Source organism: Tenacibaculum tangerinum, assembly GCF_029853675.1.
Lineage (GTDB): Bacteria > Bacteroidota > Bacteroidia > Flavobacteriales > Flavobacteriaceae > Polaribacter > Polaribacter tangerinum_A.
Genome location: NZ_CP122539.1, coordinates 574,664 through 600,000, shown reverse-complemented (window position 1 = coordinate 600,000; position 25,337 = coordinate 574,664). Strand labels below are relative to the sequence as shown.

Here is a 25,337-nt window from a genome sequence, read left to right as displayed (position 1 = left end):
CGTAAGGGCCGTGATGATTTGACGTCATCCCCACCTTCCTCGCGGTTTGCACCGGCAGTCTCGCTAGAGTCCTCAGCTTTACCTGCTAGCAACTAACGATAAGGGTTGCGCTCGTTATAGGACTTAACCTGACACCTCACGGCACGAGCTGACGACAACCATGCAGCACCTTGTAAAGTGTCCGAAGAAAAAGGTATCTCTACCCCTGTCACTCTACATTTAAGCCCTGGTAAGGTTCCTCGCGTATCATCGAATTAAACCACATGCTCCACCGCTTGTGCGGGCCCCCGTCAATTCCTTTGAGTTTCAATCTTGCGATCGTACTCCCCAGGTGGGACACTTATCACTTTCGCTTAGTCACTGAGCCTAAACCCAACAACTAGTGTCCATCGTTTACGGCGTGGACTACCAGGGTATCTAATCCTGTTCGCTCCCCACGCTTTCGTCCATGAGCGTCAGTATATACGTAGTAGACTGCCTTCGCAATCGGTATTCTAAGTAATATCTATGCATTTCACCGCTACACTACTTATTCTATCTACTTCCGTATAACTCAAGTCAACCAGTATCAAAGGCAGTTCCATAGTTAAGCTATGGGATTTCACCTCTGACTTAATTGACCGCCTGCGGACCCTTTAAACCCAATGATTCCGGATAACGCTTGCACCCTCCGTATTACCGCGGCTGCTGGCACGGAGTTAGCCGGTGCTTATTCTTACGGTACCGTCAAATAACTACACGTAGCTACGTTTCTTCCCGTATAAAAGCAGTTTACAACCCATAGGGCAGTCTTCCTGCACGCGGCATGGCTGGTTCAGAGTTGCCTCCATTGACCAATATTCCTCACTGCTGCCTCCCGTAGGAGTCTGGTCCGTGTCTCAGTACCAGTGTGGGGGATAATCCTCTCAGACCCCCCTACCTATCGTTGCCATGGTAAGCCGTTACCTTACCATCTAGCTAATAGGACGCATAGTCATCTTGTACCGATAAATCTTTAATAAAAAAGTGATGCCACTTCTCTATACCATGGAGTATTAATCTTCATTTCTAAAGGCTATCCTCCTGTACAAGGCAGATTCTATACGCGTTACGCACCCGTTCGCCGGTCGCCATCTTCCCGAAAGAAATGCTGCCCCTCGACTTGCATGTGTTAAGCCTGCCGCTAGCGTTCATCCTGAGCCAGGATCAAACTCTTCATTGTATAATCTTTAATATTATAAATGTTAAGTTCCAAAAGAATTTACGAAAATCTAATCTCTTAAACTTTCTGTGGTAATTCTACTCTTTAATTACGCTGTCAATTTCAATATTTTTCAATGAACTTGGCTCGTCGCTAATAACAAACTTAAATTTGTATCTTTAACTAAACCTTTTGTAGAAATACTAGAATCGAACTAGTGGCATATCGCCTTCCAAAATTTCTCTATCTATATCGCTCCCTAAAAGCGGATGCAAATATATAAACTATTTTTATTCTGACAAAAACTTTTTTAAGTTTTTTTCTCGTTTATACTACCGCACTATTTTAATGAACTCAGTCCCTAAAAAAACAGGATTGCAAAGATACTTACTTTATGAACTACTATGCAAGAAAATGCTAAACTTTTTTTATTCTTTTTCTATACCCTATTCCTATGAACTGTCGCTAACTTCTATGCATACCGCTTTTCCGTTTGCGGGTGCAAATATAGAACCCTTTTCCTTATCAACAATGAGTTTTTTTACCTTTTTTAAAACCTTTTTTGTAACTGTTTATATATAAAGATGTTGACTGTTGGCTATTTGTAATGAAATAATGATGTAATGATGTAATGATGTAATGAGGAAATGAGGAAATGAGGAAATGTAGGAATGATTAATAATTATAACTATTTCTAACAACTGCTTACTGATAATTGTTCTCTGATTACCATCATGAGATAACCACGTCGCTATCACTCCTCGTTATCACGGTTTGTTTGATTACTGAAAACTAGAAATTGCTCATCGATAATTGTTAAATGAATTCTTGGCTCTTGGCTGTTGGCTATTTGCAATGAGATAATGTAGTAATGTAGCAATGTAGTAATAACTAATTATTGTTGCTTCTCGATTCTTGGATGTTGGCTTACTTCTGTAACTGGATTTTCTCTGCTATAGTATAAGAAATTGATTTATAGAAATCGTCAGTTATTATGACACTATTACCGTATTTAATTTTTCATACAGTTATTGCCAGCATTAAAATCAAGTAGTTTGGTGTAAATCTAAGGCGGTATTGATTATTTTTGTCTCTGTGGGTTTATTCTTATTTTTTAATCTAGACAGTATTAGCTCTACCGATTTTTTGCCTATTTCTTCTGCATGCTGATTGATTGTAGAGAGTTTGGGGTACGAATACTCAGATAATATTCCTTGACTAAAACTAATGATAGACACATCTTTTGGGATGTTTAAAGATAACGTTCTTGCTAAATTTAAAGCTATAATTCCAGCTAATTCATCTAATGCAAAAATGGCGTCTACTTTTTCAGTTTTTAAAAACTGAAAAAAAACTTCTTCAAATTCTTTTTCATCTTCAAACTCGAGTATTGTTACATTTGATGAGGCTTCTTGTACTCCTTTTCTTCTCAATCTTCCTACGCTCAAATTTTTTATCAAAGAAACAGCTACAATATTTTTTTTACCCAAATTTGTTAGGTAGGTTATTGTTTTTTTTGCTGAATCAAAATCATTGATAATTACTCTATCAGATGCTACTTTATCTGAATACCTATCAAATAAAACAAATGGAATTTCTTTGGCATGCAAATCGGTAATGTGTTCGTAATCGTTTACTTTTTCTGTTTCTTCAGAAGGTGCTAATAATATTCCGTCTACACTTCCATTTGAAAAGAATGAAATTCCTTCTCTTTCAGAATCTAGTGTTTCGTTTGATATAGAAATAATTATTTTATAGTTATTTTTTTTTGCTTCTTGCTCAATTCCTGAGAGAATTTTTGTGTAAAAATGGTTGAATATATTAGGTATGATAACGCCTAATGTTTGGGTAGATCTAGTACGTAAATTAACAGCTACGTTATTAGGACGATAATTGTATTTTTTTGCAAGTGCTAATATTTTTTCTTTTGTTTCCTCACTTATTTCAAAGCTATCATTCAATGCTTTTGAAACTGTAGATATAGATACTCCTAATTCTTTAGCTAGTTGTTTTAACGTTACCATTTTAAAATTTTAGTTTTTCATTTTTATCCCAAATACCCCAGTATGCTCCTACATCTCCTTCGGAACTTACTTTCCAAGATTCATCGAATGATGAAAAGTAGAACATTTTTATATCTTCTTCTTTCGACCATCTTTGAATATTGATAAAATATTTTAGCGCATTTTCATAAGATGGATATGCTCCATATAAATTACTCCCTTGGGTGGGCCACCCTGTTTCTGTAACAATTACTTCTTTACCATTTCCTGCTTCTTTTGCTCTTCTATACATATCTTTGATATATAATAATGAGTAATCTTGGTCACAGCCTTCCCAAAAAGGGTAACAATTGGCTAAAATAACATCGCAAGCTTCCGTTATTTTTGGCCTGTCAACGAACTCATAATAGGCATCGACATACCCCACAGGAACATCAGTAATCACTTTTTTTACATCGTAGATATATTGTAAAAGTTCATCTTCTGTTAAATCTCCTCTATACATTACTTCATTTCCTACTGCAGCTACATCGATAAGATTGTTCTTATACAAGTCTAACAATCCGTCTATTTCCTCCTTATTCTTCTTTTTGTCATCTCCTAACCACGCTCCTACTAAAGTTTTTAATCCGTATTCTTTAGCTATCTTCGGAATCAGCTCATTACCTTCTGTACAAGAAAAAGAACGAATCCATCGGGTATATGGTTTAATTACTTCAATTCTATGACGGATTTGTTTTTCTGTTAATTTATCTCCTGGTTTCTGGCCTTCAATATAAGGACTAAAACACAAACCATGAATACCTAACTGCAAAAAATCTCTAAACGTTTTTTGTAAGCCCTTAACAGACTTATCTGTAAAGTCTAGTTCGGCTAATGCTAAAAATTTTTCCTTTCTTTTGGACATATTACTTTGTTTTTCTTGCTTCTAACTCTTTTCTAATTTCATTTGCTCTTGTTTCATCAATACTATAGCTCTTCATAACATACATGGCTACTAAGGTTCCAAGAATAGGTAGTCCTGAAAAAAACATACGTAATCCCTCAACCGCTCCTTCTGGTTGTATTTCGGCACCCGATGAAAAACCAACTATTGACATAATGGTTCCGCTTAAACCTCCTGCTATGGCGAACCCGAATTTTACCATCCACCAATAAATGGCTCCGAATACTCCCTCTCTTCTTTTACCATGCTCTAATTCATCTAAGTCAATAACATCTGCTGTCATAGACATCATGAGTGTAAATAAACTTCCGATTCCAAAAGAAAAAAATGGCAATGCAAATAAAAACATATACGGTTTGCCTGGAATGAATAGAAACCAGAGAAGTATGTATCCTACTATCGATATTCCTTGAGATACTAGAAAAGCTTTTTTCTTGCCTATTATTTTTGACATTTTTGTAACTATAGGAATTACTAAAAAAGTGGTTGCCAAGGCACCAATACTACCGAATAAAGTAGGCCAAATTCCTGCTGCTCCTGCATCTCCGCTGAACAGATAATATACAATAATGAAAAATGTAAAACTGGCAACTGTATTAAATGCATTGAAAATTAAAAAGGTAGCAATACATAGTTTTCTAAATGGTTTTGACGTAAATGCTTCTTTAAATCCTTTGATAATCTCTTTTAAACTTCCTCCTATATTTTCAAAAGTTAAAGGAGAATAGTTTTTATCTAAGGTAGATTCTCCCTTGATAAAAATTGCCGGCACCATCGCAAATAACATACAAATAACTCCAACCCATATTGCTAATTCTCTTACTGCTACATCTGCCGACTCAAACCAATTATTATCGTACATAATCACCCAAAACCATGGTGCTATTACCCATGCCCATTGTCCTATCCATTGAGCTACTGCCATAATATTGGTACGTTCATGAAAATCGTCGCTCATTTCATAGCCCATGGCTACATAGGGGACACTGAAAATGGTTAATCCTAGATAAAAGATAATAGACCAAAATAAAAAGTATGCAAAGTTATAATCGATTGAATTTTCTCTATGTAACTGCCACATAATTATGAAAGAAATTCCCATAAGTATCGCACCAAGAAACACATATTGTCTACGTCTTCCCCACTTCGATTTTGTATTATCTGATATAAACCCCATTATCGGATCGGTAATAGAGTCAAAAACTCTTGGTGCGAGCGATACGATTCCCCACATCCATCCTGGAAACCCTAGGTCTTGTACCAATACCACTATAAATATGCTTATAGCCGCTGGAAACATTTGATTTGCTAACATTCCCACTCCGAAGGCTATTTTAATTGAATATGGTACTTTATTATTTGACATACGGTATTTTTTAATGGATTATGATGGTTTGTATTGCTTGTGCATCTATTGTTAGTTCTACTTTTTCTTGTTTTAGTTTTAATGTAAAGTTCTTGGCTTGTTTTTCTTGATTAAAAACGACAACTGCAATGGTATTATCTGGGTTTTTTGCTGCTGTAACCATTAAGCTTTTATCTGGATTCTTGATTTCTATACGTTTTGCATTGGGGCGTATGTACTTGCTAAAATGTGCTAAAGTGTAGTATATGGGTGTAAAATACACTTCGTCTGTTTCTGGTTTTACAATTACCGGTGCTACACACCAGTTTTTAACCCAGTTAGGGCCTCCTTGTGTATCTAAAACCATGTTCCAATCTACCCAACCGTCTACCCAATTGTTTAAACAGCCTATAATATCTCTAGCATAACGATATACTGGTACGTATTTAGGATGCCAACTTTTTTGGTGTTCTGGTGCCCAGTCCCATCCCCAATCGGTAGCTTCTTTACTCCAGTACCACGCATCATCTTGCCACTTTGGTACCTCGGCATCTACACAGGCTTCTGTTTGTATTAAATACTTATCGGGGGCTTTGTTATGTGCATATTGCAAGGCTTCAGGAAAATAATTAACTGTACTTTCGTACCAGTGAATTGCTGTACCTGCATAGTATTTTGAGGTTGCTTGATTTTTATACATTTCATCTACCCATTCTTTTAAGCCTTCTCTGTTTTGGTCATATCCTAATATATGCACATTTTTAAAGCCTTCTGTTTCTAGCTTAGGTCCTAAATGCTGTTGTACGAAATTGGTCATTTCTTGGGGTGAAAAAAGCATACTTTCCCAATTATTTCCATTTCCATGTGGTTCGTTGACCACGGTTACTGCCCATATATCGATTCCTTCTTTTTGATAGGCTTCTAAATATTTAGAAAAAAACAAGGCATAACTCTCATAATACTTTGGCAGTAGCTTTCCTCCTACATACGCATTGTTATCTTTCATCCATGGCGGAGCAGTCCATGGAGATGCTATGATTTTAAACCCTTCATTAGAAATTACCATAGCATCTTTTATCATGGGTACTAAATCTTCTGTATCTTCTTCTATACTAAAGTGCTCTAGCTCAACATCATTTGCTACCGGAGCGTATGTATAGTTGTTTAATGAAAAATCGCACGAACTTATATGTGTTCTAGTTAATGAATAATTAGCTCCATCACTTCCAAAGTATGCCTGTAAGATTTTATCTCTGTTTTTTTTGCTCAGTTTGTTTAAAAGATAGGCTGAGGATTCTGTAAAAGAGCCCCCAAATCCGGTAATAGTTTGGTATTCTTTTTCAGGTATCACTGTTATTTCTACAGCATCTTTTGCTGTATTAAAATCTAAAACTCTGGTAAGTTTATTTCCTTTAGCAGAAGTTTCATAAACTTCTACTTCTAGTTTATTTTCTTTCTTACATGAGTTTAGCATGATAACGAGTATTATACAACCTATTTTTTTTAACATCTTTTAGTATTCTTCCTTTGTGTCGGTGTAAAATTTTGTAACTACCTCAAACACTTTTTTCTTATTTCTATCAATATCAACAATACCCCAGTATTCTTCATTAGGAGTTCCGTCGTAAGGTACACCGCTACTGTTGGGTGCCCAACCTCCAATATCTTGAGTGTCTAAGCTTCCAGCTTTCCACCATCCGTCGGTAAATGAAAATAAGGCTACTCCTGCACAAATTGTTGAATTTTCAAACACATCGTTTAATATGTTTCTAGTCGCATCGGCTTGTGCTTTTTGGTTTTCTCCTTGAATGTATCCTTGTTTTTCAATGGTCATATAACTATCGGCACCTGCTTCTGATAAGTACATAGGTTTGTTACTTATTTTCTTCCATTCTTCAAAAATACTTGCTGGTTTATCCCAACGGTATACATTCATTCCCCATACATCAATATTTGGCACCATTGCTAGAGTTGTTGCGTTGGGTAATTCTCCATGTGCTGTTGCAACGGGATGGTTACTATCGTACTTGTGAATTGTATCTACAGCTTCTTTTAATGCAGAGTACCAATTGTTTATGTTGTTACCAAACCATTCGGGATGGTAATTGTATTCGTTTCCTAATTCCCACATCAGAATAGCTTTATGATGGCGATACTTTTTTATGTACTGTAGATAGCTTCCTGATTTTATATCGTAAACACCTCCTTGGTCGTAACCAAAGCCTATAATTACTTTTAATTGATTTTTTGCTAGAAAGTCTAAAACTTCAACTTCTTTTATGGGTTCATACACTCGTATGGTATTGATGCCTGCCTCTTTCATTAGCAGGACGTCTTCTTTTAAGTTTGAAAAACTTCTTTTGTTAGAACTTCCTTTAGGAACTGGATGATAACAAACTCCTTTGATTGTATAAGGTTTCAAATTGACTAAGATTTGTCTTTCTGAAACGCTTATCGTATTCTCTTTAGTTTTTTGACAACCTAAAAGTATTATTGTTAATAAAAGTGTGTATGTTAAAACAGCTAATCTCATGTTAATGATTTACTAAAGAAGGCAATACCGAGTTTATTAAGGCTTGCTTATCTCCATTAAATGTTTTTGTAATTTTATTTCCATCCCTACGGAGTCCTTCAAACTTATGTTCGTCTACCAAGTGCCAAAGGGCATATTTTGCTTTTCCATCAACTGTAAACAGTCCAAAATGATTTTCAGAGCCTGCCGGATTTTGAGCATTTTTCCATGGTTCGTCAAAGGCTTCAAAGTAAAAGCATGATAATTGCTCCTTTTCAGTCCAATCACGCATGTGTTTGTAATACATTCCTTGTTTTAATTCGTCGGTTGCATTCGCTCCTTTAGGTCCGTAAAATTCATTAGATGTACTTGCCCAGCCTGTTTCACCAATATGAATTGGTTTGTGTATTCCTAAACGCTCCATGTAGTTCTTTACACCCTGATACTGCGATTGTGCGTACGCTAGCGATCGTTGCATGGCTTTTTCTATATCTTCTAAATTCGAAAGTGTATGCTCGTTGTGCTCACCTTTCCAAAATTTAGGATTGTAATGCGTATCGTGCATTGGGTAGGTGTGCATTGAAATATAATCTACAGCGGCGATTAATTTGTTTAAATCATCGGTATGGTATTCGTTACTTCCCCCACCCCATGATGCAAAATTATCGCTAGTGGTAATCCATAAATCTTTATTTAGTTTTCCTTCTTTTTTCAAGTTTTGAAGGTGATTTACCCACTTTAAGATTATATTAGGTTGTACATAGTATTCGGTTGCCCATTTTACCATGGCTTCATTACCCACTGCTACTATTTTTACGATGTTTGGATATAAATTAGCCAACCTAACGGCTTCTTTAATTTCCACTTCGTTTCTTTCACTTTCCTTATGGTGATCTAAAGGCAACTCTGTCCATGCATTTTTACAATCTATCCATGCGCCTAGCATTACATACATTTCAAAATTTTTGTCTTCTTTTTGAAGCTCATTTATTGCTTTTAAAAGGTTTTCTGAATGATCTAAGTGAACATTGTAGGTTCTTACAATTCTGATTCCCATGGCACTGAGAATCTTCATGTCTGTTTTTAACTCTTCAATCGTTGGTTGTATGTCTCTAGTTTTGTTGCGATAACCTCCATAACAAATAGCGGGATAGTTGGAGTTTCCTAATATATCTTTAGCAGTCACGTTGTTCGTATTTATAGTTGAAACACTTTTCTTTTCTTTTACTTCTCCACAAGAAATCAAGAAAACCAGTATCCATAAAATGTTTAAGCCTGATTTCATATAATTCTATTTTAACTTATCTTCTTTTATGAAAACATGTAACTTAGCTATGTTAGCTGTTCTATTAAAAATTTCTTCACTTATTTCTTTAGTAAGTTCTAATCCTTTAAGTGTTTCCTTATTTCCGTTACTGTAATGAACTTCTATACTTTCAGCTTCTGAAATGGTATAGATAACGGGTACTTGACAATAGGTAAAGAATAGTGTGTTTTCGGGTAAATTGAGTTTTACTTCTTCTCCCTTTACGGAAACATAGTGTATGTTTTTAGATTCTGAAATAAACTCATTTCTTCTTAGCAAGCAAGGGTTAAAATATAATTTCCCTTCAGACACAAAGACTCCTAATTCTCCAAAACGACTTAAAACATCTTCTTTTACCTGTCCTGTCATTCCAGGTTGCTGTGCTCCTTTTCCTGCTGGTGTGTGCGAATAAGGGTCGGTTGGAAAAGCTCCGTATAATGTTGGTGGCTTATGAACACCTATTCCTTCATTTATTTCGTAATAGTGCTCTAATAACCTACCTACTGTTTCTGCACTTTCTTTCGCTTCAATTGCTTTTAAACAGCATTCTTGAACTGCTAATTGCAGCTTCGAAACCATGTGCCAATAAATTGAGCCTAAACCTTCATAACCATAAAATGTTCCTGAGCGACCTGTAAAAGCCTTATGGTTAAATACTTCTTCAAAGATTTGAAGTATTTCACTTTTTTCATTTTCAGAAATATTGATAGACAGATTGTCAATAGCAAGAGCTAAATCGTCTGCATTTTTAAAATTTCCGTTAAAATGATATCCTCCTAGTACATCTTTTTCTACAATAGAAGTACCATCTATATCTACGAGCGATTGTACTATTTTTGATGCTTCTACGGCTTGTTTCGGTATAGAATTTTTTTCTACAAAGCCTTTAAGTTCTTTATTTGGATACAGTAAATAACTGTATTGGTCTTCTCTAAAAAGCTTACTTTCTTTCATTGCATCTAATACACGTAGTACTTCTGACGAATTTAGATAGCCCGAACTCAACACTGCTACTTGTCCTTCCAACATCTCATCTAAATAAGAAATGGCTATTTCTTTATCGTTCGTAAGCGTCATTAAATTATATGCATGATACAAACTATCTGAGCGCTTATTCGCCTCTATCGAATGTTCTAGATAGGCTAAAGAAGTGCTTACAAAGTCTTTTAATGATTGAATTGATAGTGCTTCTTTTCTTCCTGAAAACGAATGTTGATAAATGTGTAATCGGTAGTTGCTTGCCGACTGACCTAAGTCATCTAATACTTGCTTTCTTTGCGCATTGGTAAAACTACCTGAAAGTAATTCTTTATGATTTTCTAAGGCTTCTAAAACATCACTGTAGAATGTCATTAACTCTTTAGAAATTTCAACCTTTGTTACTTCTGAATGGGCAAATACCTCATTAAAAAAGCTTAAAAAACGTCTTAAATAGTATAAGGTTACCATAGAAACCCCGTTACCAACTAAGGCATTATTAGCATCGTTCCATTCGGGTCTTTGGGTATTCATCCAAATACCTCCTTCTGGAATAAAGTTGGCTATTTTAGCAAGGGTTGTTGCCAAAATCTTCTCAATAAAATTTACTTTGATAATAAATCTATTCTCATCTCTTAAAAGTGCTCCGTCTGAACCTAGTTCATCACGTTCTTGTCTAATTCTGGCATCGGCACTTTCATCGAATACGATGGTATCTTTAGGGTTTTTCAACAACTCTTCATATGCCTTTATTTTATAAGGCACATTTGCATATACAAATAGTTCTTTATTAAAGAAACTTTCTAGTTTTTTAGGTTCGAATTTTTCTGTAAATTCTAAGAACTTTAATAGGTATATGATTTGGTGGTCTCCCCAATAACCAATATAACTCCAAGGGTTATCTGGCTCAATGGTTTCCCAATCGAAACCATCTTTGGTTACTCTGTAAGGGTTGTATCCGTCGAAAGTTGTTGCATTTAAAAATTTATGCAGCATACTTTCTATAAAAGCAGGATATGAGTGGGCTAGCGCCTCCCAATTTTGAAAAATATCTCTCCAGTTCCCTTCATAATCTAGTTTTTTAGAACCGTCTTCATTTCGTGTATTTATAGAAAATTTATTCCAAGGGCGACTTGGGTCTCCATGACGACGACTGAACTTTAAAGGCATATACTCTAAACACAAGCGTCTAAAGTTTTTATCGTCTGTTTCATAGGCTAATTCTTGTAATGTGAATAACGAAAACTGCGGTGTTAGTTTTTCTAAGACTGCTTCATTATTTCTTGCTACTTTTTTATTTGCCTTGTTTATATATGTGGTAAAATCTCGTTTTTCAATGGTATAATTATCGTCAAAAATACCTCCTCTCATAATATTGAACAGGGTATTTGAAAAATGACGTATATCTCTTAATCTGTCTGCAGAGTATTGTATACCGTCTGCAGATGCGTTTAGTTTTACTAATTGTTGTGTACCGAAATGAACATCGGCAATTACTTTTTCTAATAAGTTCTCTTTCTTTTGAATGTCTTCTGATAGCTTTATTACTTGTGAGTGGTTTTTGTTTACATCTGCTATGAGGTACCACTCTTTAGAGTTTTGTGAGGCTATATTTATATTCGCACTGATAAAATAAGCTCCTTTTTCTGCCTTTACATCAGTTTCTTCTGTTAGGTCTAGATTTCTTCTAAAGTTTTTTAACTGTTTAGAAGATAATAAATAGGTGGGGTTTTCGATACCAAGTGACCAAACAACGTTGGCTTTTAGTGCTTCACTTGGTTCTGCTTTATCAACAATAATGGCACTCAGTGCAAAAATACCTACGCCTGATTTTTTATGTAATTCACTGCGTTTATAGGCATCGACTAAATTACTACTTGCATTTTGTAGGTTGCTTCCAACGCCATAGGGTAAAATATTTTGAATTCCATCTAATATGGTGATGTTTACTAAATCGGTTCCAGTATGAACAATTTTACTTTTTCTTACAAAACCGTAGGTATCACTCGAACTCCATTGGTAGCTATAGGTAAGTTCTAAATCGTGATTAATTTCTTCAAACAATACTTTATTTCCGTAACTATTTTTATACAAATTACGGGTAATGTTGTATTTACCTTCAAATCGTTCTGAAAAGGGTTCCCATACGGTTACTTGGCCTGCTTTTCGAACTTGAAATATGGTTTTGCTTCCAGTGATATCGGCACTTTCAACTATTTTATCATCTGTGTAATATGGAAATAAAGAGTACTCTGCATTTTGGCGTCCTGCAGTTAATCCTCCATTACTAGAAATGAACATCCAATGATTAGAAGCACTTACAATGCTCATAAAAAATGGTCTCATTTCATCTACATTCGATATTTTATAATACAATTCTCCCTCTATATGGACTTGTGTTCCCTTTACTTCTTTGCTTGTAGAAGAAGTTTTTTCATTTTCGATATATATTCTTTCTGTGCTATTCATTAGTAAAATTAAAACAGTTTTTTTACTGATTTCTAGTAAAAATTCAGATTATTTATAGAAGGGTAAGAAAAAGAGGTGAATTAATTCAAACATAGTTGTCATAAATTAATCACCCCTTTATAATTAATTTTTATTGATATACTTTTACGTAATCTATTTCCATTGTTGCTTCTGTAAATCCAGCATCAATAGTACCTCCTAAAGTGCCTCCCATGGCAACATTTAAGATTAAAAAGAAATCTTGATTAAAAGGTAAATCGGCATTATTATCTAACTCATAATACAATTCATCGTCTAAGTACATTTTAACAGATTCCTCTGTCCACTCTAGGGTATACAAGTGAAACTCTGAGCTGGCATTTGTTATGGTTGTTGTTTTTCCATAGTCTGCCTTAATATTGTTTGTTGTGTCGTACCAATGACTTGTTGCCAAAACGGTGTTTTTATCGTCTCCTTTTTGCTCCATGATGTCTATTTCACCACAATTAGGCCAACCAACTGTCGAAAAGTTTGCTCCTAACATCCATATCGCTGGCCAAGTACCTTGCGCCTCTGGAAGTTTGGCTCTTACTTCAACTCTACCGTAAGTAAACTCATACAAGCCTTCAGATTTTATTCTTGCTGAAGTATACCCACCACTACCATCTGCTTTTGCAGTAATAATTAGGTTTCCTCCTTCAACTTTTACATTTTCGGCATTATCAGTATAGGTTTGTGCTTCATTATTACCCCAACCTCCTGCACCTAGATCGTAGGTCCAGTTAGCAGCATTAGGCGCACCATCTGTATTAAAATCATCTTCCCATACTAAATCATTGTAGGTATAGTTAGGACCTTTCACTGGTTTTGAAGAGGTAAATTTATGATACCAAGCAAAGCCTCCTCCTTTTTCTATGATTCTTACAATGAGTTCATCGTTCGTTACAGAAATAATGTCATACTTGCTAGTACCTACATACCAACCCATAAAACCTCCGTCAGAAATTTCAAAACTAGTGCCTCGATAAGGATTATCGTTATAACTACCTTCAGTAGCAGCTTTTGATGTTGATGGTCCAAAAGAAACGTCTTTTACTCCAAACATGGTCGTTGCCACCGATTCATCATGACATTGGTCTCCTGCCACTCCTAAAACTCCTGCATAGGTACCTGGTATAAAAGCAGGACCTTGCGTTTGCTCAAAAGTGATTCCATCTTCTGTTCTGGTAAAAACAAATTCGTTATCATACATACAACTTTTCTCTTCGTCCCATGCTTTTATGTTATTCCACCAAGCTTCATAAGCAAACTCACCATTGCCATAATCATCGGTAACAGGACCGAGACCTACATGCAAGTCTTTATTTGCTTGCCAATACCATTTTTTACTGTCTCCTGCTATCGTACCTGCAAGGAAATCTAAAGCCTCATCATCAGAAAAAGAGCTAAAAACTTCAACTTCAACAGTTTTACTCGATTCCACTCCAGCAGCACCAATCGCTCTAACAACAGCTGTGTATTTATGAACTCCTGTTTTGGAGTAAACATGAGATACACTTCCCGAAGGCAAGCTTTCTTTACCTCCATCTCCAAAATTAATAGTATAGCTCAATGCATTTTCAGCCGATACTGAAAACATTACTACTCCACTACCATCTCCATAAGGATTTGCATCATCTTGTCCAACTATTCCAACTTGTACATTGACGTTAGTAGGAGCTATTATTTCTCCAAACTCATAGTCATTACTTTGGCACTGATTGAACAGAAACACCAAAGACAATGCTAGTATCGTTAATGTTATTTTATTTTTTATGTTCTTCATGGTCGTATTTTAAAATTGTGAAATATCATCTATGTATATCGTATAATCTGCAGAACCATCACCTTGTGTTCCGTTATCCATGATTAAAACCAAATTGTAGAAATCTATAGAAGTGCTGATTCCAGAAAAATCGAATGTTAACTCTTCCCATGCATTGGCAGTGGTAGTTGTTGCTGTAACTTCTGCAGATGCAGTTACGTCTGGCCAAGGCACATCGTCTTCAAATTTTAATAGTAAATTTAATCCTGCTCTAGGTGACCATATTTTTAGTTTTACCTTAGTTTGTCCTACAAAAGAGAATGGTTCCGGAACCGTAATTTTTGAACCTGCCCAAGGTTGCCCTGCTCCTTTTACCATTTTTGCCACCATTTCTGATGTATTACCATTTGTATCTGGGTTGGCAATTACAGAAATATCACCTCCATCAAAACTACTTAACGTAAACTCAGGTTCAAAGTCGAACATTGGACTAGTTGTGATGTCATCTACATAAATAGTATAGTTTTCTGTGCCATCTCCTTGAGTACCATTATCCATAATAAGTACTAGGTTGTAAAAGTCAATCGAACTACTGATTCCTGTAAAATCAAATGTTAACTCTTCCCATGCGTTGGCAGTGGTAGTTGTTGCTGTAACTTCAGCAGAAGCGGTTACATCTGGCCAAGGCACATCATCTTCAAATTTCATGAGTACGTTTAACCCTGCTCTTGGTGACCATACTTTCGCTTTTACAGTTGTTCCATTTGCAAAAGAGAATGGTTGGGTAATCGTAATCTTCGATCCTGCCCAAGGTTGTCCTGCTCCTTTTACCATTTTTGCAACCATTGTTGAGTTATTTCCATTGGTATCAGGATTGGCAACTACAGAGATATCGCCTCCATCAAAACTACTTAAAGAATACGGAGTTTCAAAATGTATAGGAGTTACGCTATTTGCCACGGCTGATTGTTTCCAGAAATAAATGTTATCAATAAATACGGTACCTGTTGCCCAAGGAATTCCTACAAATTTTAACTGGAAGATTTCATTTACGGTTAATCCTTGACTCACATAATCGGCAATAGGAATGTCTATACTCACCCAATTATCTTTTGTTAAATCACGGGTTACAGGTTTTTCTGTTGCAACAGGATCAGCACTATCTGTAATATTAATTAATGAAGTCTCTAATTGATCTACATCCGTTGTCCATACGTCTAGGTGTAAGTACTCCATAGAAGAGACATCTTGTCTACTTCCAAATTGAATTCCTTGGTAACTTAAATTCACGTATTGTAGCATTTTATCGCCATTTAAGTCATACTCTGCCCAAGAACTTCCTTGACTACCTTGATTCCAATTTGGAAATGTGTCTGTACCTGCAACATTGATGTAGGCACTAGAGTAAATTGAGATTACATCTGCTGCATTTCTCGATGGAGGTGCTGGAGCAGATTCTATTGGAGCCAATATTTCGGTAACCTCAAAAGTTTGCGTGTATTCTGTTGTTTGCGCAGCAGCACCTTTGGCTACGATTTTCACCTCGTAAACACCTGCTGTTGCATATTGGTAAGAAATAGGATCTCCTATGTTACCAGTTGCTACAGGTTGTGTTACACCTTCTTCTCCAGAATAAAACTCATACATGGTGGCGAAATCAGCTGTCGCAGTTATATTAACTTGTTTAGAAACCGCTTCATCGTTTCCAATAGTAACTTCTAAATTTTCTGGTGCTTTGAATGAAACTACCAATTCTTGAGTAGCTTCCGTCTTATCTCCTTTGATATTATAGGCTACTATTCTTACTTGATACGTTCCTTCTGCATAGACGTGTTCTGCACTCTCGCCTGCTTTCAATTCTGCAGGAGCACCCGTATCATCTCCAAAATAAACATTGAAACTGTTAGCACCTTCTGCAGATGGTGTTATCGTTACTAGCCCTGTATTGTCTTGAGTCACACCGTATGCGGCTACTACATTTCTAGGGGCTTCTATAGAATCTAGAAAATCGAAATTATCTTCATCTGTACAAGCACCAAAAATGAATAAAACAATAAGTGCCTTATAAATTATATTATATACTTTCATATTACTTATTTTTAATATCCTTCATTTTGTGACCAGTTACCTTGAGAGAATTGAATTTCTTCAATTGGTACTGGAAATAGTTCATTTTTACCTGTAGTGAAACCAGGAATCACTACTCCTCTTCCTGTTCTAACTAAATCGAAAAATCGATGTCCTTCTCCTACCAATTCTAACCTTCTTTCAGTTAAAATAGCATCCGTCAGCGCGGCTCCTGTAGAAGACACGTCGTGATCTTCGTCTCCAAAAGCACGTCTTCTAACTCTATTAATATAATCTAATGCTCTTGAATCGCTAATACCACCTCTATTCAAAGCTTCAGCTGCCATTAACAAGACATCCGCAAAACGAATAGATCTATAATTGTTAGGATTGGTTAAATTGGCATCACCTGTATTCAAATCTCCTTTTCTGGCAATGTATTTTCTATTGAAAAATCCTGTGTGCTCGTATCCTTCTGCGTACGTTGCTCCTGTATCATTTGCCCATGCAACGATATCTAAAATTGCAATATCTCTTCGTAAATCATCTTCATCAAATGCATCGTATGTTTCTTGTGTAGGTACATTGAAACTAAATCCAGATTCAAACAAAGGACCTGAATAATTTCTGATTCCATTGAATCCAACCGCTACATTACCTTCACTACATTGCAAACAATCAAAGCCAGCTCCTTCTACGTCGGTATATTGCACTTCAAAAACAGATTCTATCCCGTTTTCCCCTTCGTGTTCAAAAATGATAGAATAATCATCTACCAAATCATACGGCCCGTTGTTAATAAGATCTTCCAATACATTTGCCGCCTGTGTAAACTTGTCTTGATACAAATAAGCTTTACCCAATAGAGCTTGTGCAGCACCTTTCGTGGCTCTACCCAACTGTGGCGCTGTGTAGGAAAGATTGTTAACAGCAAACATTAAATCTTCCTCTATGGTCTTGTACACCTCTGACACTGGAGAGCGAGGTATTATTTTTTCGTCTCCACGAACAAAGCGCTCATCTCCTTTTAAAGGGATAGCACCAAACCATTTTACCAATTCAAAATGATAATAAGCTCTTAAGAATCGTGCTTCTGCAATAATTACATTTTTACCTTCAAAATCTGTTTTATCTTTGAACTCTAAAATGTAATTTGCTCTGTTTACCCCTGCAAACATCCAGTTCCAAATATCTCGTAAGTTACTATTTACTGGATTATGAATCATGTCGTCTACTTGTTGAAACCCGAGTACATCGGTAGCACTCTCACCCCCACACAACGTATTATCTGAAGCTATTTCACCTAGCATTGCATTCACATAGGTAGCTTGCAATAAATCGTACGCTCCAATCAATGCGTTGTAATATTCTTGTTCTGAATTAAAGTAAGTTTCAGAATCAATGTTATATTCTTCAACCTCATCTAAAAACTCATCAGAACAACTGTAAAATCCGATACTTACTAATAATAGCGTAAATACTGATGTTATTATTTTTTTATATTCTTTCATGTTCTCTTATTTTAAAATGCAACATTTAACCCAAGTAAATACTGACGTGATACAGGGTATATTCCGTAATCTATACCTAAACCTATAGGATTTACTGTACCATCTGGATTTCGTGTACCACCTGTTGCAGCTGGGTCAAAACCTTTGTAGTTGGTTAAGGTAAAAGCATTGTTTACCGTGGTATATAATCGTACTTTTGATATTTTTAGTTTTTCTAATACCTCTGATGGTAAAGTATATCCTATTTGAATATTTTGCAGTCTTAAGAAAGAAGCATCTTCTACAAAGAAACTAGAGAACAACCTGTTATTAGTGGCTCCTGTAGTTACTCTTGGAACTGTATTACTAGTTCCAGGACCTGTCCATCTATCCAAATTATAGGCCAATTTATTTACATTAGGTTGGTCTCTCTCATAATTACGAACCATGTCTTTATTTAATTCCGAATACATGTAACTCGAAAAGTCCCAGTTCTTATAGTTAAAACTCAAATTTAATCCCATAATGAATTCAGCTTGGGGATTACCTATTTTAGTTCTATCGTCAAAGTTAATAACTCCATCTCCATTCACGTCAACATACTTGATATCTCCTGGTACAGCTTCGTTTCCTAACAAACCTGTTTGGGATGGTGAATTGTTTACCTCCTCTACGGTTTGGAAGATACCATCAGTTTGTAATCCATAAAAATATCCAATTGGTTCCCCTACTTTCATCCTAGAAGGAGCTAATTGGCCTACACCAAAAGCACCGCCTTCTAAAATTATACCTCCATTAATTTTTGTTACTTCTCCATTAATCTTGGTCAGATTGTAGTTAATAGCGTAATTAAAATCATCACCAACGCTGTTGTTGAACTTCAATCCTAATTCAAAACCTTTCACTCTAGACGTCCCTGCATTAATTATAGGGTTTCCAGAACCTGGTGCGTAAGTTCCTACAATACCAGAAACGGGTATACCTGAAATTAACAAATCATTTCTGTCTTCTATAAAATAATCTGCAACCAATTCTAATTTGTTGTCCAAAAATTTTGCATCTAGACCGATATCTAATTTTTCTGCTCTTTCCCAACGTGCGTCAGGATTGGGCAATCTACCTATTGCTACTCCATTAACGATTGAATTATCAAAAACATAAGTTCCTTCTCCATTTAACTCTGCTCGATATAAGTTGTCTCCAACGAAATTACCCAAAAATCCGTAACTGGCTCTTAGTTTTAAAAAGTCAACAAATCCATTATCACTCATAAATTCTTCATCAGAAATCTTCCATCCTGCTGTTACAGAAGGGAAATAATCTACTCTATTATCTGCATTAAAATCTGATGCAGCATCTCTACGAATCATGGCCGAGATTAGGTATTTACTTTTATAGTCATACTCTACTCTACCAAAATAAGACAATAAACGATTGTCAAAACGATAAGAGTCATTTGTACGTGCATTTAAAATTCCAGTAGTTAAACTGATATCTGCAAAATCCCATGAGTTGTTGGGTACATCATAACCTGTTGCGTAAAGCCCCTCTCCAATTTGTTTTTGAACACTCGTACCTAGGGTAAGGGAAAGATTATGGGTTTCATCAAACGTATTTTTATAGTTAATAAATGTTTCCCATGTATAATTGCTAAAGTTTTGTCTAGACTGATTTACCTCGCTTCTGTCTCGATTAAAAACCTTTCCAGGACCGTAGTTAACTACAGGAAAAAAACCTTTGAATCTATTATTAAATGTTTTATATCCAAGTCTTGATGTTACTTTCAAATTTTCTGATGGAATGAAATCCAAACTTAAACTTCCTTCTAAACCAGTACCAAGATCTGAATTGTAAGTATCCTTAATTTGAGATAAAGGATTGATTACTTCATTCCCTAGGAAACCAGATAAATCCTCTTGCTCTAGCGAAAAAGTTGGAGCATAGTTTAAAGCATTGAATAATACAGAACCTAAACCATTTTCATTAATAGATTTTCTATCAGTTGTAAAGTAATTCGTAGTCGAAGTTATCTTAAATTTATCACTCAAATCTACCCCTAATGTTAACCTAACATTGTTTCTTTCATAGGTTGATTTCTCTGGAGCAATAATACCGTCTTGCGATAGGTGTGAAGCTCCTAAGAAATAGGTAATATTTTCTGATCCACCAGAAATTCCTAAGTTATGGTTAATCATAAAAGCAGATGAAAAAAGTTCATCTTGCCAATCAGTATTAGTAGTTACATCATTGATATTAGGATAAGGCAAATCCTGTCCGTTTGCGGCATAGCTTTCGTTGAGCAATAAAGCGTATTCAATAGCATTGAGATTGTCTAATTTTTTGCTTGTTTGTTGAACACCTGTAAAGACATCATACGTAACTTTGGTTTTAGTGTTCTTCTTACCTGACTTTGTTTTAATAATTACTACTCCGTTCGCTCCTTGAATACCATAAATAGCTGCTTGCGCATCTTTAAGTACTGATATAGATTCTATATCATTTGGGTTTATAGAGTTAAAATCAGCATTCGGTAAGCCATCAACTACAATTAAAGGTCCGTTCTTTCCATTAGAACTAATACCCCTAATCACAATATCAAATCCAGCACCTGGTGATCCAGATGGCGTGTTAACGGTTACTCCCGAGGTGGTTCCTTGTAATGCCAAACTTGCATCTACTGGTTTTAACTTGTCAATTGTCTTGGCACCAACTAAAGATACAGCACCTGTAACATCTTTTCTAGATTTGCTTCCATAACCAATTACCACTACTTCATCTAATTGGCTTAAACTTTCTTCTAAAACAACATTAATTACCTCACTACTTGCTTTTAGTTCTTGTGTTTTAAACCCAATAAAACTATAAACTAAAGTAGCATTTGTATCTACATTATTGAGTGTGTAATTACCGTTGAAATCTGTCTGAGTACCCTTTTCTTCACCCTTAATTAATATATTAACTCCTGGTAAAGGACTTCCTGTTGTCTTGTCTGTAACCAAACCGCTAACTGTTATGGATTGCGCTAGCATTGTAATCGGAAAAAACAACAAAATAAAGAGTTTGATTTGTCTTATCATAAATTGAGTTTTTATTTTTCATAAAATTACTACTCTTTTTTTACGAAATAATCAAATACCCCCGCTACAAATAATATACATGGTAATTATATTGCTAAGAACTCAATAAAACCTACAACTGAGAGCTTGAATAAAATGGAGTTTAATACACGGTTTTTAAGAGTTGTAGTGCTTATGTATAGGTGTATATTGCATTTTGTAGTGCTACTAGATCTCTAAAATATAGTCTATGAGGTTAACTTCATGGTCTAAATCCATTTTTTTACGCAAACGATATCGTTTTACTTCAACACTTTTAGGAGATATATTTAATAAAGGAGCAATTTCTTTAGACGATAAATTTAATCTTAAATAAGAGCATAATCTTAAATCATTAGGAGATAAGTTATCGTGTAGTTCTTTGAGTCTTTTTAAAAACTCACTATCTGCATTATTAAATGCTTCTTGGAAAAATTCCCAATCATCATTGTTTTTTAAATTCTTATCTATAAGATCTACTACAGGTTTCAACTTTTTATCATTTACAGTTTCAACCTCTTTTTTTATTGTAGTTAATAGTTCGTTCTTTTTAACTACATTCATAAGTGAACTAGCTAGTTCTTTACTCTTATCTTTAAATTCTTGTCGAAGTTTTTCATTTCTAATTCTAATAATTTCCTTCTCATTCTCTACTTGCGCCAATTTTAATTCTTTTTGGGTTTCTTCTACAATTCTTTTTTGTTGTTTTTTGTAATATCTTCTATAAATAATATGCATCATTACAGAAAATATTAGGATACTCGTAATATAAACTACAATCATTAAATTACTCAAATACCAAGGCTTTTCGATTTCAAAAGAGTATCTAGCCTCATTTACTGATAACTTCTTTCCTACCCTAGCTCTTAACAAAAAGGTGTAGTCACCAGCGGGTAAATTCTCATACGCTTTTGAATAATTTGTTGACCACTTGCTCCATTTTGAGTCTATACCTAATAATTTATATTGATACTCTGGCAACAAGTATTTATCAAATTCAGCTACATTAAATTCAAATTTGAAATTATTCTGCTTATTTCTAAAAACCTGATCTTGTTCTTTTTCTATTTTCTTTTCTTGTAATTTAATCGTATTCAAGTGTACTTTAAACTCTTTTTTAGGAAGCTTAGAAGTATCAATCACCATATATCCAGAGCTTAAACAAAGTAGATACTTTTCTTTCTCTATTTTCATTATATTTTCATAGCCAACAACATTGTTCCGTTTTGTGTATTTTAAGGGAATCTTGTAAATTTCAAATCCTTTAGAAAGTTTGGCTGGTGTAATTCTTACGATACTAGATTTGGTAAAAGCCCATAAATCTTCATTTACAACAACTAGCTTCCCCGATATAAAATCGTCTTTATAAATTGAGCTTAAAACACTATCTTTTTCAAATTGAGCCTTGTTATAATCATACTTGAAAATTCCTTTTTTTAGTGATAAGTAAAGTTTATCTTGGTACATTACCAAACTAGAATGCACGCCTTTGTTAACGGTATCTCTCTCTTCTTTAAGTACCTCCTTGAAATTTCGACTTACCTTTAGCTTATAAACACCTTTATATTCGTGATTTACAACAATTTGTTGATTATTTAAAATTTCAAATTGTCTAGATGAAATATTAAATCCTTCTATCTTATTTGAGATGCTCCACTCCTTTTTTGCTTTTTTAAGTAAGTACAAACCATCATAATTTCCTTGCAATACAAGAGAGTCGTTGATTTTTTTAAAATCCCATGCTCCTTCTATTTTAGAAATCTTTTTAGCAACTTCATCTTCAATTAAAAATGTTCCAGAATTGTGTCCACAAAAAAGAGTATTATGAATAACTTTTAAGTTCCAAACTTGTCCTTTGGTTCCTTTAATTAAAAGGAATTCATCGTTTGTGTCTAATTTTTTAAAAAACAATCCTTGATTGGTACCTAAATATAATTTACCATTGTGGATAACAGAAGTATAAATACTACCTAAATTCCCCTTAAAATCGTTGTAAATTGTAAATGGAGACTCTTCGTTTATTAAACTAATCCCATTATCTAAGCCTAACCAAATATTCTCGTCTGCATCTTCAAATAAAGAAAGTATCGTATTATTATGGAGTCCTTTTTCTCTATTTATTTGGTATGAAAAATCGCCATTTTTATCTAAAAGTATAAAACCGTTTGATATGGTTCCTAACGCATAATTTTTATTTTTTAACTGAATTGCATTATACACATTTATATTTTTATACTCAGAACTTAAAGCCGTTTTCCAAGCACTTACTTTTCCTTGTGATAAAATAAAGAATCCATTACGCTCTGTTAATATCAATGTAGCATTGTCTTTCTTAAACACATTTATTATTCTATCTTCCTTAAAAACAGGATCATCAGACACCAGCAACTCACCACCTTCATTTATTTTATAAAGTCCTTTATTGGCTTTTTGAAAGTAAATAGAATCATCGGTTTGGTATGTTTTGGTTATTAAATCGTTTGAATCTAGAATAATGAAGTCTTCAGATAGTATATCATATATATAAATTCTATTTAAAGACTGAAAAATAATTTTATTCTCAAGAGATAAAATATTCCAAAATTGCTCATCTTCAATTAATTTTTTTTCAATTTTTTTAGATAATGAGGTGTATTCAAGCTCTTCTAATTCATTCTTTTCCCAATAACCAAACTCCATATAAGAGCCTGTAAAAACCTTATCTTTTATCACCTTTACCGATCTTAGTATGGTTTCATTTGGAGAGTTATACAATTTCCAAGATGCTCCGTCAAAGGTTAAGAGCCCCTTGTTATTTGCTATGTAAATTGTTTTTTCTTTATCTTGAGAAATTGACCAGTTTTGTTTTTCTGCTTCATAAACTCTTGTAGAAAAATTAGTTACAGGAGGTAACTCTTGGGCAAAAATGTAAGAATGCCACAAAAAGCCAATATATAATATGATTTTTAATAGTAATTTCAATTGTTGTAAAAGTAGTATTGTTAACAAGGTACAAATTATACTTTTTTTATGAATGTATAAAATAAAATCTCAAAGCAACATTCAACATCAAAAATAGGGTATGAAATTGTTTTTACCAAAGTGATGCTTTTTTGTATAAATAAATACAGTAGCATTTTCATTTTGAGGTTTTATAGCTGATAAATTATAGTACTTTTACGCTATGGATTCACTTACACAAATTGTTCTTGGTGCAGCAGTTGGAGAAGCTGTTTTAGGAAAAAAAGTTGGTAACAAAGCGATGCTTTACGGTGCAATTGCTGGTACGATTCCTGATTTGGATGTTTTTATAGGCAAACTTTTTGATACTGTTACAGCACTCGAAATACACAGAGGTTTTACTCACTCTCTACTTTTCGCCATTCTTTTTGGGTGGATTTTTGGGTGGCTAATTTCTTTATATGAAAAAAGTGCCTCCGCTAAAGAATGGGCAAAGCTCTTATTTTGGGGCTTCTTAACTCATGCGCTTTTAGATGTGTATACTACTTGGGGAACTCAGTTATTTTGGCCTTTTGATACGCGATTGGCTTTCAAAAATATTTTTGTTATCGACCCTCTTTACACACTTCCGTTTTTAGTATTTCTGCTGCTAGCCCTATTTCAGCCTAAAGGATCTAAAAAAAGAAGAAAATATAATAATTTAGGACTCATCGTAAGCAGTTCTTATATGATACTAACGCTTATTGCGAAAGGTATTACGTATACAGAATTTACTCGTGCTTTGGAAGAACAAGGTATCAGTTATAAAGAAATAGAAACGAAGCCTACCCCTTTGAACACCGTTTTATGGTCGGCAAATGTAGAAACAGCAGATGCCTATTTGATAGGGTACTATTCTTTTTTTGATACCCAACCAATTGAATTTTACTCCTACACTAAGAACCACCACTTATTAGGAGAGTATGATGATGATGTTTTAGTAAATAGACTTATAAAAATAACCAAAGGCTGGTATACCATTACAGAAAAAAACGACTGTTTATATTTGAATGATTTACGCTTTGGATTGTTAAGTGTAGCACCTAATTTTCAACAATTTGCTTTCAGCTTTCAAATACAAGAAAAACAAGGAAAAACGGTGATAACTGAAGTGCCAAAAAATCGTGAAAATGCCAAACAACTACTCAAAGATCTTTGGAAAAGAATGCAAGGAAACTAATTGT

At 34.7% G+C, this 25,337-nt stretch carries 13 protein-coding genes and 1 rRNA gene (1 of these 14 cut by a window edge); 1 reads left to right on the top strand and 13 read right to left on the bottom strand.

All coding sequences use genetic code 11. The annotated features are described in order from the left end of the window. The 13 genes from P8625_RS02465 to P8625_RS02405 form a co-directional block, all read right to left on the bottom strand. Window positions 1-1,201 (bottom strand): 16S ribosomal RNA (locus P8625_RS02465); it reaches 318 nt to the left of the window's first position. Window positions 1,202-2,226: 1,025 nt separating this feature from the next. Continuing rightward, a complete protein-coding gene (locus tag P8625_RS02460; protein WP_279651923.1) occupies window positions 2,227-3,204 on the bottom strand; it encodes a LacI family DNA-binding transcriptional regulator in 978 nt (325 codons plus the stop codon). Between the two features lies 1 nt (window position 3,205). After that, on the bottom strand, window positions 3,206-4,090 hold the full coding sequence (locus P8625_RS02455; protein ID WP_279651922.1) for a glycoside hydrolase family 17 protein: 885 nt from the start codon (window positions 4,088-4,090) through the stop codon (window positions 3,206-3,208). Window position 4,091: 1 nt separating this feature from the next. Further along, the gene (locus P8625_RS02450; protein WP_279651921.1) at window positions 4,092-5,495 is read right to left on the bottom strand and encodes an MFS transporter; all 1,404 of its coding nucleotides are present in this window, start codon (window positions 5,493-5,495) and stop codon (window positions 4,092-4,094) included. Window positions 5,496-5,505: 10 nt separating this feature from the next. Continuing rightward, the gene (locus P8625_RS02445) at window positions 5,506-6,984 is read right to left on the bottom strand and encodes a glycoside hydrolase family 30 protein (RefSeq protein ID WP_279651920.1); all 1,479 of its coding nucleotides are present in this window, start codon (window positions 6,982-6,984) and stop codon (window positions 5,506-5,508) included. Between the two features lie 3 nt (window positions 6,985-6,987). Beyond that, complete coding sequence (locus tag P8625_RS02440) at window positions 6,988-8,007, bottom strand: glycoside hydrolase 5 family protein (protein ID WP_279651919.1); 1,020 nt, start codon at window positions 8,005-8,007, stop codon at window positions 6,988-6,990. Window position 8,008: 1 nt separating this feature from the next. Continuing rightward, the gene (locus tag P8625_RS02435; protein WP_279651918.1) at window positions 8,009-9,271 is read right to left on the bottom strand and encodes a glycosyl hydrolase family 17 protein; all 1,263 of its coding nucleotides are present in this window, start codon (window positions 9,269-9,271) and stop codon (window positions 8,009-8,011) included. A gap of 6 nt (window positions 9,272-9,277) precedes the next feature. Further along, a complete protein-coding gene (locus P8625_RS02430) occupies window positions 9,278-12,739 on the bottom strand; it encodes a hypothetical protein (RefSeq protein ID WP_279651917.1) in 3,462 nt (1,153 codons plus the stop codon). Between the two features lie 130 nt (window positions 12,740-12,869). After that, window positions 12,870-14,543: a family 16 glycosylhydrolase gene (locus P8625_RS02425; RefSeq protein ID WP_279651916.1), complete on the bottom strand. Its 1,674-nt coding sequence runs from the start codon at window positions 14,541-14,543 to the stop codon at window positions 12,870-12,872. Window positions 14,544-14,552: 9 nt separating this feature from the next. Further along, on the bottom strand, window positions 14,553-16,610 hold the full coding sequence (locus tag P8625_RS02420) for a hypothetical protein (protein WP_279651915.1): 2,058 nt from the start codon (window positions 16,608-16,610) through the stop codon (window positions 14,553-14,555). 11 nt (window positions 16,611-16,621) lie between these two features. Further along, the gene (locus P8625_RS02415) at window positions 16,622-18,100 is read right to left on the bottom strand and encodes a RagB/SusD family nutrient uptake outer membrane protein (protein WP_279651914.1); all 1,479 of its coding nucleotides are present in this window, start codon (window positions 18,098-18,100) and stop codon (window positions 16,622-16,624) included. 11 nt (window positions 18,101-18,111) lie between these two features. Further along, window positions 18,112-21,156 carry a SusC/RagA family TonB-linked outer membrane protein gene (locus tag P8625_RS02410; RefSeq protein ID WP_279651913.1) on the bottom strand — a complete coding sequence of 1,015 codons (3,045 nt, stop codon included), beginning with the start codon at window positions 21,154-21,156 and terminating at the stop codon, window positions 18,112-18,114. A gap of 207 nt (window positions 21,157-21,363) precedes the next feature. Next, on the bottom strand, window positions 21,364-24,135 hold the full coding sequence (locus P8625_RS02405) for a helix-turn-helix and ligand-binding sensor domain-containing protein (RefSeq protein WP_279651912.1): 2,772 nt from the start codon (window positions 24,133-24,135) through the stop codon (window positions 21,364-21,366). A gap of 202 nt (window positions 24,136-24,337) precedes the next feature. Here P8625_RS02405 and P8625_RS02400 point away from each other — a divergent pair, with 202 nt between their 5' ends. Continuing rightward, complete coding sequence (locus P8625_RS02400) at window positions 24,338-25,333, top strand: metal-dependent hydrolase (RefSeq protein ID WP_279651911.1); 996 nt, start codon at window positions 24,338-24,340, stop codon at window positions 25,331-25,333. The last annotated feature ends 4 nt before the right edge of the window (window positions 25,334-25,337 follow it).

Coding starts and splice junctions, on each gene's coding strand:
- P8625_RS02400 (WP_279651911.1), top strand. CDS start 24,338: ATGGATTCACTTACACAAATTGTTCTTGGTGCAGCAGTTGGAGAAGCT.
- P8625_RS02425 (WP_279651916.1), bottom strand. CDS start 14,543: ATGAAGAACATAAAAAATAAAATAACATTAACGATACTAGCATTGTCT.
- P8625_RS02430 (WP_279651917.1), bottom strand. CDS start 12,739: ATGAATAGCACAGAAAGAATATATATCGAAAATGAAAAAACTTCTTCT.
- P8625_RS02415 (WP_279651914.1), bottom strand. CDS start 18,100: ATGAAAGAATATAAAAAAATAATAACATCAGTATTTACGCTATTATTA.
- P8625_RS02435 (WP_279651918.1), bottom strand. CDS start 9,271: ATGAAATCAGGCTTAAACATTTTATGGATACTGGTTTTCTTGATTTCT.
- P8625_RS02460 (WP_279651923.1), bottom strand. CDS start 3,204: ATGGTAACGTTAAAACAACTAGCTAAAGAATTAGGAGTATCTATATCT.
- P8625_RS02410 (WP_279651913.1), bottom strand. CDS start 21,156: ATGATAAGACAAATCAAACTCTTTATTTTGTTGTTTTTTCCGATTACA.
- P8625_RS02455 (WP_279651922.1), bottom strand. CDS start 4,090: ATGTCCAAAAGAAAGGAAAAATTTTTAGCATTAGCCGAACTAGACTTT.
- P8625_RS02420 (WP_279651915.1), bottom strand. CDS start 16,610: ATGAAAGTATATAATATAATTTATAAGGCACTTATTGTTTTATTCATT.
- P8625_RS02440 (WP_279651919.1), bottom strand. CDS start 8,007: ATGAGATTAGCTGTTTTAACATACACACTTTTATTAACAATAATACTT.
- P8625_RS02450 (WP_279651921.1), bottom strand. CDS start 5,495: ATGTCAAATAATAAAGTACCATATTCAATTAAAATAGCCTTCGGAGTG.
- P8625_RS02445 (WP_279651920.1), bottom strand. CDS start 6,984: ATGTTAAAAAAAATAGGTTGTATAATACTCGTTATCATGCTAAACTCA.